The sequence below is a fragment of the Mesorhizobium sp. M5C.F.Ca.IN.020.29.1.1 genome (genome assembly GCF_003997375.1).
GTDB classification, from domain to species: domain Bacteria; phylum Pseudomonadota; class Alphaproteobacteria; order Rhizobiales; family Rhizobiaceae; genus Mesorhizobium; species Mesorhizobium wenxiniae.
The window spans coordinates 1-11,201 of record NZ_RZSW01000169.1 but is presented as its reverse complement, the minus strand read 5'-3'; the positions used below and the strand labels follow the sequence as shown (position 1 = coordinate 11,201).

Genomic DNA, 11,201 nt, shown 5'->3' with positions numbered 1-11,201 from the left:
TTCGATTTTTGCGCTTTCGGCCGTGCCAGCGCCGGAAACGTGCGCAGGCTCTACGAGCTCGCACCAGGCCGCGCGATTTCCGGGGGCCGGCCGGCCTGCCGCGCCCTGGGCGAAGGCCGTACCCCTGTCGCTGGTTTCTGCGCCTCGATCTCGCACCAGGGCGAGCCGGCCGGCAGCCTGCCCCGCTGATTTTCGATCAGCGGGGCAAGGGCTGGATAGCTCAACGAATTCAAAGCCTTGCCCATTCCGTGAGGCGTGCTGCCGTGAGGCGTGGCGTTTTGCATCCGCGTAAGTCATTGATTTTCCTCACTGTCGTCATGGTCGATCACCTCGCCCAGATGACCGCCTAGCAGGTCGCCCAGGTCGGTATCCGGATCGCCCTGGACGGCGCCCAGGTTGACCACGACCAGGCTGCCGGCGCTGTCGCCCGTGACGTCGACGGCGATCGGCAGCTTCTGGTGCATGTACGGCGCGAGCTCGCGGGCGCAGTCGCGCCAGAACATCGCCGCCTCCTTTTTCTTCATGCCGAGCGCCTTGGCCAGGTCGGCGAAGTCCGGCAAGCCGGCGGCGTCCCAGCGGATCAGGTTGACGACGCGGGCCAGCCCGACCAGCGGCCCGGATCCGAACGTGTTGAGGTAGCGCACCATTTCATCAGTGCGCCGGTTCCTCGCGCCCTGCGGCCGGCCGCGCCCGCTCGCCTCGCCGGCCGGCTGCGCGGCGGCCGGCTGCGCGCGCGGCGTGGCGTCCGGAATGAGCGGCAGCTGCTCGCCGCCGGCGGCCGGCAGCGTCGGCGCGTCCTCGCCGAGCACGCGCTCAATGCCGGCCTTCCCGCTCAACGGTTAAATCCCTGTATTTTAATGGTTTTCGCCGCTGCGCAACAGTCTAGCATTTGGCCGGTTTTGCGGCTGTTGCGGCTAAGCGCTTGATTTCGTGCTCTTTTTAGACCTATGCAACAGTCTAACAGTCTAGCATCTATCTCTCTATACGCACGCGCGCGCGTGAAGGGCTTACCCTGTTGCGCTGCTAGACTGTTGCACATGCCGATTATCTCAACAATTTCAGTTGGTTGACCGCAACACCGGAACGCAACACCCTGCCCCGACGCTGTTGCGCCGTGTCCGTGTGAACTTCTTGCAAGAATACGGGTCCGGGCCGGGGTGTAACAAAATAAGAGCCAAGCCCTTGGCCGCGCTGTGTAATTTCCTGCAGCCTTTGGGGTTCGGGCTGCGCCTGGTCGAGGCGGTGCCGCATGGGTCGGGGTGAGGCAACTCAGGCGTCGCGGCACATTCCGAAGCGGAACTAAAGCGCGCGCCGGTGTCTGCAACGCTCAATCCCAACCCCGGCGGCTTAATGAAATGCGGCGTGGCCCTGCCGGGCCACAAGATCTTGCTGCCGCGACGCCTGGTCAACCCGCCGCGCGGCCGCGCTGACGCTTGGCCGCGCTCATCTGTCACTGGTCGAACGAATGCTTCACCAATACAGGTCGCGCCTGTCGAGATTGCTAAAAAGGAGGTTCCCATTCGGCCTCCTTCTTCTTGCCCTGTTCTTCCTCGGCCTCGCCTGGCTGTTTCTGGCCGGGTACGGGGAAGCCCTCCAGGATCTTCTCGAGCAGGATCTCGCAGCCGCGCGCGTTGACGCCTGAAATCCAGCCCTGCTGCGATGGCTTGACCCACTCCGGCGGGCCTTGGCGCAGCGCGCCTGCCCAGACGCCGGCGTTGAGCTCGCCATACCATTTCGAGCCGTAGAACAGCCGCTGCAGCGTCGGGTTCTGGTTGGGCACGAACAGCGTGTATTGCACGCTCCTCGTCGTCGGCCGCTTCAGCGCCAGGCCGGCGGCCGCCAGCTCGCGGTTGACCTTGTTGAAGTCGAGCTTGTCGCCGTCTCTCTCGCCCTGGTCGTTGGTCACGAACGCCACCAGCATGGCGCCGACCGTCTGCCTGGTGCCGCCGCGCCATGCCTCGACCGGCGTGGTCAGGATCGAATTGAGGCACAGTTTCCAGTTCGGATTGTCGTCCTCGAGCTCGGTCATGGTGCCGACGGCGAAATGCGGCTGCCATGACGACAGGTCCTGCGCCTCCGGCCCCATGTTGATGCCGAGCATCTTGGCGTCGCCGTCGATGATCATGTCGGCGCAGGTCAACAGCGTGCCGAACGTATCCTGGCCGCGTCCCTTGTGGCCGGCGCGCGCCAGCATCTGGCGCCAGTGTTCATGCCGGTCTTCCCAGCTGCCCCAATTGTCGAGCATCTTCTGCAGCACCTGGCGGCCGAGCAGCGACAGCTCGCGCTCATTGAGGCTTGGCGGCACCGCGCCCTTGTCGAGCGGTTTGAGCTCGAGCAGCGCCATGCGCGACAGATCCTGCGGCTCAAGGGGTGGGGTGTTGATCGAGGAGAACATGAAGCACGATCGCGCATTGAACTCGCTGCCATGGCCGTCAGCGCCGCCGCGCAGCATCAGGCCGCCGCTCGACGACACGCGCATAAGCTTGATGATCGCCTTCTGCTTTACGGGATCCTTTTCGCCCTCGAGCTCGTCGATCGCCACGCCGATCGCGTCGTGCTTGACGCGCTGATAGATGCCGGCCGCGCTCGCATCGTTCGACTGCACCAGCCATTGGCCGAGCACATGCTTGATCAGCCGCTGGAAAAAGCTCTTGCCGGTTTCCTTGTCGCCGACCGCATAAAGCGCCGGCCGCCAGTCGAGCGCACCGGAAACGAACACCGCGCCGATGTAGCCCAGCGCCAGGATCGGGTCGATCTCCGGCCGTCGCCACTTCCACGTCTGCAGCAGTTTCAACAGGGTCAGGGCCGGGCCTGGGCGGCCGGTCAGCGGCCGGTTGAGCGCGCCGGGCAGCGCCGGCCTGGCCGGATAGACAAAGCCGTCATATTCGCCAAGCGGCAGCGTGCCCCTCGCCGATAGCAGGCGGTCGCCGCAATGCACGAGGAGCTCGCCGTCGATCGTGCGCCAGGCGCCGCGGCCGCGCACGCTCTCGACGTCGTTCCAGCTGCCCTTGGCGCTGCAGGCGGCCATCAGGCTGTCGGCCACCTTCTCAGGCTTGAACGTGTCGATATATTCGGCCTTGCCCTCGCCCTTCATGCGCGGCCAATGGTGCATGAGATAGTCGACGCGGCCGCCGAACAGCGACACGATCGCGTGGCGGCCGAACTCGCGCACGGTCATATCGATGACCTGGTCGTCAGCGTCGATGAACCAATGGATCTTGCCGTCCTTGCCGAGCGCCGTCACCGGACAGTTTTCCGGCAGGCCGGTTAGTTCGTCCTGGCGATCGCTCCAATAGCCGGCGGCATAGCCCCAGCCGGCCCGGTCGCCCGGTGTCGGGTCGTTCGGCCGCTGGCGGTAAGGCAGATAGGGCTCGGCCGTGTCGACAGTCAGGGCCACGCGCTGCGCGCCATCCTCGATCGCCGGCGGTTTCTCTTTTTTGGGCACGAAAGCTCCGTGGCGGCGCGCCCGCCAAGGGCAACGCCGCCGTCATGCTGTTGTTGAGTTTGAACGCAGTTACTCTTTGATGGGCCGGTCGGCGCTCTCGTCGGTCTCGGCTTTCGCCGCCGCTTCAAGTTCGGCGATGCGCTTGTCGAGCAGCCAGGCGAGATCTTCGCCATAGCCGCGGCTCGCCTTGGGCAGCAGGCCGATCAAGGTGGCCATATTGTCGTAGGCGTCGGCCTTGGGTTGCAGCGCGGCAATCTGTGCCCGGAGTTGTTTGATTTCCGCACTCGTGCGGCGCATCATTTCTATCTGTTCTTTAGCGCCCATTTCTTCCTTGGCCATGGCCGTCACTCCTTGCCTTGATCGTCGAAGGCGGCCGCCTCGCCGATCGCCAGCCCGGCTTGATTGCGGGCGATGCGGTCCTTCTCGGCCTGGTCGACGATCTTGGCGCCGACGCGCTCCTCGCGGCCGTGCTTCTCGTAGCGGCTCGGCCTGGTCGACGCCGGCAGCGTGGCAAGGCGGACGTTCTCGGCCTTCACCCATGCCGCCATGCCGACGTAGCAGGCCTTGAACGCCTCGGCCGCCTCGATCGGCATGTCGGGCTGGTCCAGGAACTTGACTATCGCCTCGGCCGGCAGGTCCGGGCTTTCGTCGAGGATGGCGAACAGTTCCACGACACGCTCGCCGCCTGGCAGCTGGCCGAAGATACCATCGAAGACGCGCGGATCCTTGACGGCCGCCCTGGTGGCGCCGCCGGCATTGAAGGCGGCGATCATGGCGAGATCGCGGGGCGTGAACGACTGCTTTTCCTCGGCCTGGTCGTCGTCGGCGGGAGTGTTCGCTGCCTCGGTTACCTCGTCGCCATCGACGTTCTGCGTTCCGGTTGGGCCGTCTTCGGGGCCGGGTTCGATGTGGGCGGCGTCGGCGAGATCGGGAGCCGCGCCAGTCGGAAATCCGCCCTGTTGTGCCACGCCGCCGTTTCCACCGCCTTCACCGGTCAGCTCTTGCGGCTCTGCGCCACCAGGCTTGCCATCCTGGCCGCTGCTATCGCCATCGGCGACGCCGACAGCACCGTGGCCTTGCGGCTCTGCGCCAGGATCACCGGCCCCCGGTGCGGCGTCAGGTCCAGCATCATGCGTTCCCTTCCCAGCTTCTTCCCCATGCTTCCGGCTCCGTTGCTTGCTCATGTCGCGTTTTCCTTCTTGGTTTGAGTGGGGTGGGCGGCGGGCTTAGCCCCTACCTTCTAAGGTTCCCCAACGGGTGCTGACGGCCTCGCGAGCCGGACCAGACCGCCCTGGTATTCAGTTCACCAGGCGCCAGTCGGTCGCCAGGATGTCGGTCTGCGATGCCAGCCAGGGTACGAACTTGTCGTCGGCGGTTTTCATGACGATGAATGGCAACAGGTCGCCCTCGATCCGATCGCCGATCTTGAAATTGCCGCCGGAGGCCTGCACCAGCCACATGCCTTTGCCGTTCCAGCCGGCGCGAGCAACACGATCGCCCTGGGCGAGATATGCCAGAGCAGAACCGAAATCTGATGGTCCCATCCTATTTTCCTTTCATGAGGTCGTTGGCGTCCTTGCCGAGATAGCTGGACGCAAGAAACACTTCCGTGCCGGTATCCCGGCCACGCTCGGCAAGCTCTTTGCAGGCCGCCTGCAGCTGCCTTTCGGCCTGCGGCTTGCCCCAATCATTGTCGCGCCAGACGATCAGCCGATCGTCGCAGGCAAACAGCGGCATGTTGTGCAGGTTGCCGAGCGAGCACGCGGCCCGGACACGATGGTCCTGGTTGCCGATCGCCGCGGCGAAACCGTCCTCGATCCCCTCGCAGGCTATCGCCGGCGTCAGCTCGCCGGTGGCGGCCTGCTTGCGCGCCGACATGTTGGTGCCGCCATCCCACACCGGAATGAAGCCGCCCAAATAATCGGGCCAGCTCTTGCGCACCGGCAGCTGCTTCTGCTTCGGCCCGTCCGGCGTGTTGACCGTCGTCCACAGGTCGATCTTTTCCGCCTGGTCGGTGATGAAGACGCGGTGCAGCGCCATGAACTTGTGGTCGGCGCCGATGATGCAGGATCCGAGCGCGGCGAATGTCTGGCCGCTCTCGACGTGGCGCTGGTCGAGCAGCAGCCGCGTCACGCCGGGCAGCCTGGGCAGCTTGTCCAGGTCGATGCCGCGCTTCTCGAAGTAGGCGAAGGCCAGCGCCGCCGCCGGGTTCCTGACGCCGCCCTTCAGCGCCAGCGGAATGCCGTGCAGCCATATCGCATGCGCCGTGCGCCGATCGCGATCGAGCTGCGCCGCGGCCTCGGCGATCGCCTGGCGCTTGCGCTGGTCGGCGGCGATCGCGCGCTGCTCGCGTTGTTCCGGTGGCTCGTTGGGATCGAGGCCGCACCACCACTGGCCCCATATCTTGGCGTCGAGGATCGATCCGCCGCGTTTCAGCTGGATCAGGCCGAACACGTCGCCCTTCTGGCCGCTGGCGCTGTCGCAATAGCCGCCCTGTTTCGGGCCGCTCATGTAGATCCAGAAACTGCCCGGCTTGGTGTCGTTGCGGCTGGGATTGGTCGCCAGCCAGTATTTTCGTTTCGACTTGCTGTCATAGTCGCCGTCCGGAAACAGCTCGCTCACCAAGCCGTCAAGCTTGTCGAGCAAGGCCGCCTTCACCTCACGAAAACTGATGCGCTCGGCGACGGTCATGCGTGGCCGCCCGCCTCATTGATCAGCTTGTCGATCGCCTGCCGGTTGCCGATCTCGATGTTACTCTGGACCAGCTGCATGACCGCTGCGGGCGTGAACCTGCGCTGATCCTGCATTGCGATCAGCTGCCCGACAAAGGCGCTCACGACCGCCAGGATTTCCTCGGCCGGCATGTCGGCCGCTGTCTTGCGCATCGCCTCGATCAGCGCGGCGCGCAATCGCTCGTGCTCTTTGCCCGTCGCCACAATTCGCGCCGCCATCAAGCCATCCTCTCGAGCAGATCCTGGACGCGCTCAAAATGGGCCAGCGCCTCGCTCAGTCTGCGGAATTGCGGCCGCTCGCCGGCGCGGCCGTCATAGTCGGACAGGTCGATCGGCCGGCCCGTCTGGTCGAGGATCGGCGCGAAGCGGCCTAAACCGTCGCGCACCAACACATGCGTCTGTTGTTTGTGCTCATTCCGCTCGATGGTGACACGCGCCGTCATCCGAGCAGCCTCGCCTCGAGCCGGTCGATCTCAGCGTCGATCGCGCGATTGTCGCGGGCGTTCTCGATCGCGGCGCAGAAGCGTGAGATCAGCATGACGTTGCGGCCGGTCAGCCGCGCCACCTGGCGCCGGGATAGATTGAAGCAGACGACGGCGAGATAGGCGGCGAGCTCACGCGCGGCCGCCACCTCACCCTTGCGCCGGCGTGCCGAAAGCACCTCGCGCGGATCCGCGCGGCAGTGCTCGGCCGCCACCAGTGCGGCGCGTCGATACATTGAGGCCGCGCGGGCTTGCCGGGGCCTCTCCCTTGAATGCAGTCTTGGTTTTCCGATCACGTGCAACATGTCCCGCCCTTCGACTGTTGTGAAAGAGCGGGCCGGCCCGTAGGGGCAAGCCGGCCCGCAAGGCGCCGCCGGAAACAGTCAAACCGGGCGGTTCCAGGGGTACGCAAAGCAACACGCTACGAAATATGGCCGCGGCTATGCCCGCATGCCGGGATGGAACGGCTGCTCAAAAGCCACCTTGGCGAAAGCAGCACGGATCTCCTCCGTCACGATCTCGACGGTTGGTTGGTCGCCGTTGCCGAGGTAATCTTTCGCCAGCGCTTCGGCGGCGCCGACCGGCCCCAAAGGGCCAAGAACCGGGTGATCCTTCATCTGGTAGTTGCCGCGATCCCAACTCTCGCTGACCCTGCGGCGGGCGCTCACCAGCGCTCTCTCCATGGTCATGTCGACGAAGATGCGCATCCCGACAGGCGGCACGAAATTCGGGACGAAAGCATCCTCATGCCAGTCGGCATGCGTCAGATGATCATTCCCGTCTTTCGACTGCAAACCGAAAGGCGAAACGCCGTCGCGGCTGTTCCATATCCATTCGATTTCGCCGGATTTGTTTGTGTATTTCATCAGCATGTAGGCTTCGGCGAATTGGCGGGTAACTTGGCGTGTTTTGGTCATCATGAGCGCTCCATTGAACCAGGTGTCCTCTGCGGCGCGCCGGCGGCATAAGCCGTCAGCTCGGCGCGCAATGTCTCGAGCTCGAGCGCCAGCGCGCCAGGCAGGCCGCCGGCGGCCGAGCGCACCGCGCGCATGGCCAGGATCCGCTCCTGGACGAACAGTTCGCCGGCGGGAAAATGCCGACATGCGCGCAGGAACACGTCGCCATATTTCAGCAAGGTCGCGTCCGGACAGCGCAACAGCACGTCGGCGCGGCCGCGATCGTCGGCGGCATTGTGCATCTGGTCGATTATCGGCAGCTTGTCGCTCATGCGTCAGCCCGCCTGACCGGACAGACGTCGCGATTTCGCATGGCGAAATTCGCCACTGACTTCGGCGTGCGACCCAGCATTTCCGCGATCGCCGCGACTGTCTTGCCTTCGCGCCAGAGATTGCGGACCACCGCGATTTCGCCGGCGTCCATCGCACCGGTCTTTGTTGGCGTATCAGCGGAAGGCATAGGAGCAGGTTCGGCCGCCGGCGCCGGCGGCCCCAGCAACACGATCGGGCCGGGCTTCGGCTCGAAGACCTCGCGCGCCACCTGGCGCCAGCCCTCCAGCATGCGCTTGACGCGCTCGACCGGCAGCTGCAGCGCCTCGGCGATGAATTCCGGCTCGCAATCGGCGAGCAGGAACACCTGGCGCACCTGCGTGTCGAGCGCGCCGTCTTCGGTCTGCTGGCCACGCTCGCCAGCGATCCGCGCCGCATATGCCGCTTCGAACAGCCGCCTCGCATACTCTGCCGGCCTGATGTTGAGCGGCGCGGCCCTCTTGGCCAGGTTGGTGAAGACGATCGCCGGCACCGCAAAGCTGATCTGCTGTAAATTCACGCCGCTTTCCTTTCCGCCCGCTTCTTGTCGATGAGAAAAATCCTGACGTCGGCAACACTCGCGGCGCCCATGCCCGGCTGCAGCGAGATCACCGCCATGTCCGGCTGGCCGCGCTCCTCGATCCAGTCCACATCGAACAGCACCGTGCCCGGCCAACCGTCATTTTTCGCCTCGACCTGCAGGCGGCCGAGCAAGGCGGCGATGAATGTGGTCCGGTCCTTATATTGGCCGGTGAAGCAGTCGGCGGCGGCGAAGCGGGCAAAGGCGCTCATGCCGCGCGCCTCGCCGCATAGCGCGCGTCGATCGCTGCGCCATCATCCTCGAAGCGTTTCGCGATGGCCTCGCAGCACGGCACACAGACGTAAAAGCGCGCCACCTGGTTGTCGTCGCGATTTACTTCCGACTGCGCCCTGACGCGGGCGCCGGCAGGGATCGCTTCAGCGCAAAGCACGCAATCGTGCGGCTTACGCGTCACCAGCATTCGGTTGGCGAGTTGCACGATGTTGACGTCGCGATCGCCCTCGAAAAGGTTGTAGTTGAGGACGAGGCTATCGAGTATATCGGCCTGCCCCCCTCTCTCGCGCCTGCTCTCTCGCATCTTCGGCGACCAGCTCATGCGGCCCGTTCCTTCCGCTCGTCCGCCTGCAGCTTTTCCTCCAGGTCGATCACCGCCTCGACGACATCGCGCCGATCGACGGCGCCATGGCAGCGCCGGGTCAACTCGCCGATCGACAGGCCGAGATTGAATGCGCGGTCGCAGGCGCGGCGGAACCAAGCGGTCATCGACCGAGCTCCGAAAGAACTTCGTCGACGCTGATGCAGATTTGATCCGCCAGGAGCGCCATCAACTCGGGCCGTCTTGGGTGAGGATCAGGGTGCGCTTGCCCGCACCAGCCATCCAGCCAAGCTCCAGATGAGCAGAGCGACCGCACGGCAGGACCAGAAGGCCAGTATCCGCCCACCGCATAGCAGCGAAGTCGGCATTGAAGCCCTGAGCAGCACGAGGATGAGCAAGCAGAGCGGCACGGTAGGCTTCGGCTGTGCAAGGAAGCTCCAGCCCAATATCGCCCCACTTGAAACCGGTAGAATGAGGCGGGTTACGGAAATCATAGACTTGGTGCCCGTGATCTCTAAGCAGTTGAACCATCCAGGGCTGATGTGGATTGCGCCAGGATGATGCCAGATAAATCCGCCTGCTCATGCCGCCGTCCTTTCGACCAGGTCCGGATGAAGCTCGACCAGATTAAGCAACAGCGCGCGTTCGCGGGCTTCGAGCGCTTTCTGGACGGCGCGCAGCGTGCGCGAGTTCGAGCCACCGGTTTTCCAGCGGTACGGTGTCGACGGAGCCAGTTCGGCCTCCGCCGCCAGCCTGGACAGCGGGACGCCGATAGCTTCCGCGCGGGCCGCGATCGCTTCACTGGTTAGGATTTCCATGCGATTATCCATTGCGCTTTCGCTCGATATATGTGCATTTATGCAACCCAAATCTGATTTGCCTTTGTTGTGTCAAGTGTGTTTGTGCAAGTCGCATCAGCTTTCCCCATGACGCATCCTTCGACTCCTTTTGTTGGAGTGAGACGGATGCCGAAGGATGAGGGGTCTTCGAATGCAGCCAAGGAATTGGTCCGGCTGCATCGCGAATGGACATTGGAGATTGCGCGGCAGATCGATCTCACGCCGACGCAGATCGCCCGCCAGGCCGGACTGGCGCCGACGACCCTGAGCAGGCTGGTTGCCGACCCCGATCACCAACACGCCTTGTCATCGACAACGATCGACAAGATCGTGCGCAAGTTCGGCGTCTCTCCGCCAATCTCACCGGACTACAAGGCCTTCCGAGAAGCCGTCGAGCAGACAGTTGCCGCGCTTCACCGCCGGTCGGCGCTGCAACTCGCCTCGCCATCCGACGTCGCACGCGCCGTCGTCGAACTGGCTGACTGGCTGTCCAAGGCCGGCAATGGCAAGGCCGAGCAATTCGAAGGCGTGGTGTCGTTTGAGGTGGAGCGGCTCAAGACGAAGCGTTCCACGTGAAACGGAAAGCACTACGCGTTAGCTTTTTTTAAAATCACAGTTGCATTAAAGCACATCTCGGGCCATCTTCCGCCTCGCAACTGATTTGCGAGGTGATTTGCAATGAACATACAGATGCTGCCGGAACGGCAGGTCATCAGTGCGGTCGAGGTTGCCGCGCTGCTCGGCTATCGTTGCCGGGAGAGTTTTTCCCGCAGCCGACGCGAAGCGCTCGAGGCTGCCGGCTTCCCCAAGAAACTGCCCGGCCTCAACGGCTGGTCGAAACCGGCAATCATGCGCTGGCTGGAAAACAACGGCGAGCTCGCCAGCAATGATGACGCGCCGACCCAGCCGACGCCGCTCGAGCGGAGGTTCGCATGATGAGCGCGGACCTTTCGACCGACGCCTTGTCGATGACGGATCCGCGCCTGCTCACCAGCGCCGAGCGCATAGCGATGACCAAGATCCACGATCATCGCCTGTTCGCCAACGCCAGCGGCTATTACGGCCGCGGGGCGCACCGCATCACTCGCCAGCTGGCGTTCGGCCTGATCGCCAGGGGTCTGGTGCGCATCGACCACAACCGCGCCGGTGACGAGCTGATGCTGACCGGCAAGGGCATGGCTACGCGAGCCGTGATGATCGCCCGCCGCGAACGGAGGCAGGCATGAAGCGGCAACTGGACATCGCCCGCGTCAAGCGGATGATCGAGATCGTCGATGCCGGCACGGCCGTTCTGGCTACAAT

Annotated in this window: 22 protein-coding genes; 4 read left to right on the top strand and 18 right to left on the bottom strand. The window is 64.5% G+C overall.

Annotated elements, in window-relative coordinates; translation table 11 throughout:
• Positions 1-189, top strand: a 189-nt coding sequence (locus EOA85_RS38115) for a hypothetical protein (protein WP_206523302.1), incomplete at its 5' end; no start/stop codon positions are given.
• A 104-nt stretch (positions 190-293) separates the two neighbouring features.
• Here EOA85_RS38115 and EOA85_RS15550 read toward each other — a convergent pair.
• From EOA85_RS15550 to EOA85_RS15475, 18 genes are all read right to left on the bottom strand, one after another.
• Positions 294-836, bottom strand: a complete 543-nt coding sequence (locus EOA85_RS15550; RefSeq protein ID WP_127210142.1) for a hypothetical protein — start codon at positions 834-836, stop codon at positions 294-296.
• A gap of 665 nt (positions 837-1,501) precedes the next feature.
• A complete protein-coding gene (locus tag EOA85_RS15545; RefSeq protein ID WP_127210140.1) occupies positions 1,502-3,445 on the bottom strand; it encodes a hypothetical protein in 1,944 nt (647 codons plus the stop codon).
• 69 nt (positions 3,446-3,514) lie between these two features.
• On the bottom strand, positions 3,515-3,784 hold the full coding sequence (locus EOA85_RS15540; protein ID WP_127210138.1) for a hypothetical protein: 270 nt from the start codon (positions 3,782-3,784) through the stop codon (positions 3,515-3,517).
• Between the two features lie 5 nt (positions 3,785-3,789).
• Positions 3,790-4,413: a hypothetical protein gene (locus EOA85_RS15535; protein ID WP_127210137.1), complete on the bottom strand. Its 624-nt coding sequence runs from the start codon at positions 4,411-4,413 to the stop codon at positions 3,790-3,792.
• Positions 4,414-4,439: 26 nt separating this feature from the next.
• Complete coding sequence (locus EOA85_RS37485) at positions 4,440-4,604, bottom strand: hypothetical protein (RefSeq protein ID WP_164759682.1); 165 nt, start codon at positions 4,602-4,604, stop codon at positions 4,440-4,442.
• A gap of 139 nt (positions 4,605-4,743) precedes the next feature.
• Positions 4,744-4,989, bottom strand: coding sequence for a DUF2829 domain-containing protein (locus EOA85_RS15530; RefSeq protein WP_127210136.1), 246 nt, complete (start codon positions 4,987-4,989; stop codon positions 4,744-4,746).
• A 1-nt stretch (position 4,990) separates the two neighbouring features.
• The gene (locus EOA85_RS15525) at positions 4,991-6,136 is read right to left on the bottom strand and encodes a toprim domain-containing protein (RefSeq protein ID WP_127210135.1); all 1,146 of its coding nucleotides are present in this window, start codon (positions 6,134-6,136) and stop codon (positions 4,991-4,993) included.
• A complete protein-coding gene (locus tag EOA85_RS15520; protein ID WP_127210134.1) occupies positions 6,133-6,396 on the bottom strand; it encodes a hypothetical protein in 264 nt (87 codons plus the stop codon). Before EOA85_RS15520 ends, EOA85_RS15525 begins: the two co-directional genes overlap by 4 nt.
• Positions 6,396-6,620: a hypothetical protein gene (locus EOA85_RS15515; RefSeq protein WP_127210133.1), complete on the bottom strand. Its 225-nt coding sequence runs from the start codon at positions 6,618-6,620 to the stop codon at positions 6,396-6,398. Before EOA85_RS15515 ends, EOA85_RS15520 begins: the two co-directional genes overlap by 1 nt.
• Positions 6,617-6,895 (bottom strand): hypothetical protein, encoded by a 279-nt coding sequence (locus EOA85_RS15510; RefSeq protein ID WP_127210132.1) that lies wholly within the window; start codon positions 6,893-6,895, stop codon positions 6,617-6,619. The genes EOA85_RS15515 and EOA85_RS15510 overlap by 4 nt, the downstream gene beginning before the upstream one ends.
• 204 nt (positions 6,896-7,099) lie before the next feature.
• A complete protein-coding gene (locus EOA85_RS15505; protein WP_127210131.1) occupies positions 7,100-7,579 on the bottom strand; it encodes a hypothetical protein in 480 nt (159 codons plus the stop codon).
• A complete protein-coding gene (locus EOA85_RS15500; protein WP_127210130.1) occupies positions 7,576-7,887 on the bottom strand; it encodes a hypothetical protein in 312 nt (103 codons plus the stop codon). Before EOA85_RS15500 ends, EOA85_RS15505 begins: the two co-directional genes overlap by 4 nt.
• Positions 7,884-8,444 carry a hypothetical protein gene (locus tag EOA85_RS15495; protein WP_127210129.1) on the bottom strand — a complete coding sequence of 187 codons (561 nt, stop codon included), beginning with the start codon at positions 8,442-8,444 and terminating at the stop codon, positions 7,884-7,886. Before EOA85_RS15495 ends, EOA85_RS15500 begins: the two co-directional genes overlap by 4 nt.
• Positions 8,441-8,716 carry a hypothetical protein gene (locus EOA85_RS15490; protein ID WP_127210127.1) on the bottom strand — a complete coding sequence of 92 codons (276 nt, stop codon included), beginning with the start codon at positions 8,714-8,716 and terminating at the stop codon, positions 8,441-8,443. Before EOA85_RS15490 ends, EOA85_RS15495 begins: the two co-directional genes overlap by 4 nt.
• Positions 8,713-9,060: a hypothetical protein gene (locus tag EOA85_RS15485; RefSeq protein WP_127210125.1), complete on the bottom strand. Its 348-nt coding sequence runs from the start codon at positions 9,058-9,060 to the stop codon at positions 8,713-8,715. The genes EOA85_RS15490 and EOA85_RS15485 overlap by 4 nt, the downstream gene beginning before the upstream one ends.
• Positions 9,057-9,227, bottom strand: coding sequence for a hypothetical protein (locus EOA85_RS37480; protein WP_164759681.1), 171 nt, complete (start codon positions 9,225-9,227; stop codon positions 9,057-9,059). Before EOA85_RS37480 ends, EOA85_RS15485 begins: the two co-directional genes overlap by 4 nt.
• Positions 9,228-9,288: 61 nt before the next feature.
• On the bottom strand, positions 9,289-9,645 hold the full coding sequence (locus EOA85_RS15480; protein WP_245485783.1) for a nucleoside 2-deoxyribosyltransferase: 357 nt from the start codon (positions 9,643-9,645) through the stop codon (positions 9,289-9,291).
• Positions 9,642-9,878 carry a hypothetical protein gene (locus EOA85_RS15475; protein ID WP_127210123.1) on the bottom strand — a complete coding sequence of 79 codons (237 nt, stop codon included), beginning with the start codon at positions 9,876-9,878 and terminating at the stop codon, positions 9,642-9,644. Before EOA85_RS15475 ends, EOA85_RS15480 begins: the two co-directional genes overlap by 4 nt.
• Positions 9,879-10,025: 147 nt before the next feature.
• Here EOA85_RS15475 and EOA85_RS15470 point away from each other — a divergent pair, with 147 nt between their 5' ends.
• The 3 genes from EOA85_RS15470 to EOA85_RS15460 all read left to right on the top strand — a co-directional run bounded on the left by EOA85_RS15470 (position 10,026) and on the right by EOA85_RS15460 (position 11,125).
• The gene (locus EOA85_RS15470; protein ID WP_164759680.1) at positions 10,026-10,475 is read left to right on the top strand and encodes a helix-turn-helix domain-containing protein; all 450 of its coding nucleotides are present in this window, start codon (positions 10,026-10,028) and stop codon (positions 10,473-10,475) included.
• A gap of 102 nt (positions 10,476-10,577) precedes the next feature.
• A complete protein-coding gene (locus EOA85_RS15465; protein WP_127210119.1) occupies positions 10,578-10,835 on the top strand; it encodes a hypothetical protein in 258 nt (85 codons plus the stop codon).
• The gene (locus tag EOA85_RS15460; protein ID WP_127210117.1) at positions 10,832-11,125 is read left to right on the top strand and encodes a hypothetical protein; all 294 of its coding nucleotides are present in this window, start codon (positions 10,832-10,834) and stop codon (positions 11,123-11,125) included. Before EOA85_RS15465 ends, EOA85_RS15460 begins: the two co-directional genes overlap by 4 nt.
• The last annotated feature ends 76 nt before the right edge of the window (positions 11,126-11,201 follow it).

What these genes read in the sequence shown, in the direction of transcription:
- EOA85_RS15520 (WP_127210134.1), bottom strand. Translation starts at nt 6,396, where the DNA reads ATGGCGGCGCGAATTGTGGCGACGGGCAAAGAGCACGAGCGATTGCGC.
- EOA85_RS15470 (WP_164759680.1), top strand. Translation starts at nt 10,026, where the DNA reads ATGCCGAAGGATGAGGGGTCTTCGAATGCAGCCAAGGAATTGGTCCGG.
- EOA85_RS15465 (WP_127210119.1), top strand. Translation starts at nt 10,578, where the DNA reads ATGAACATACAGATGCTGCCGGAACGGCAGGTCATCAGTGCGGTCGAG.
- EOA85_RS15475 (WP_127210123.1), bottom strand. Translation starts at nt 9,878, where the DNA reads ATGGAAATCCTAACCAGTGAAGCGATCGCGGCCCGCGCGGAAGCTATC.
- EOA85_RS15540 (WP_127210138.1), bottom strand. Translation starts at nt 3,784, where the DNA reads ATGGCCAAGGAAGAAATGGGCGCTAAAGAACAGATAGAAATGATGCGC.
- EOA85_RS15525 (WP_127210135.1), bottom strand. Translation starts at nt 6,136, where the DNA reads ATGACCGTCGCCGAGCGCATCAGTTTTCGTGAGGTGAAGGCGGCCTTG.
- EOA85_RS15505 (WP_127210131.1), bottom strand. Translation starts at nt 7,579, where the DNA reads ATGATGACCAAAACACGCCAAGTTACCCGCCAATTCGCCGAAGCCTAC.
- EOA85_RS37485 (WP_164759682.1), bottom strand. Translation starts at nt 4,604, where the DNA reads ATGGGGAAGAAGCTGGGAAGGGAACGCATGATGCTGGACCTGACGCCG.
- EOA85_RS15515 (WP_127210133.1), bottom strand. Translation starts at nt 6,620, where the DNA reads ATGACGGCGCGTGTCACCATCGAGCGGAATGAGCACAAACAACAGACG.
- EOA85_RS15510 (WP_127210132.1), bottom strand. Translation starts at nt 6,895, where the DNA reads ATGTATCGACGCGCCGCACTGGTGGCGGCCGAGCACTGCCGCGCGGAT.
- EOA85_RS15500 (WP_127210130.1), bottom strand. Translation starts at nt 7,887, where the DNA reads ATGAGCGACAAGCTGCCGATAATCGACCAGATGCACAATGCCGCCGAC.
- EOA85_RS15485 (WP_127210125.1), bottom strand. Translation starts at nt 9,060, where the DNA reads ATGAGCTGGTCGCCGAAGATGCGAGAGAGCAGGCGCGAGAGAGGGGGG.
- EOA85_RS37480 (WP_164759681.1), bottom strand. Translation starts at nt 9,227, where the DNA reads ATGACCGCTTGGTTCCGCCGCGCCTGCGACCGCGCATTCAATCTCGGC.
- EOA85_RS15480 (WP_245485783.1), bottom strand. Translation starts at nt 9,645, where the DNA reads ATGAGCAGGCGGATTTATCTGGCATCATCCTGGCGCAATCCACATCAG.
- EOA85_RS15460 (WP_127210117.1), top strand. Translation starts at nt 10,832, where the DNA reads ATGATGAGCGCGGACCTTTCGACCGACGCCTTGTCGATGACGGATCCG.
- EOA85_RS15490 (WP_127210127.1), bottom strand. Translation starts at nt 8,716, where the DNA reads ATGAGCGCCTTTGCCCGCTTCGCCGCCGCCGACTGCTTCACCGGCCAA.
- EOA85_RS15530 (WP_127210136.1), bottom strand. Translation starts at nt 4,989, where the DNA reads ATGGGACCATCAGATTTCGGTTCTGCTCTGGCATATCTCGCCCAGGGC.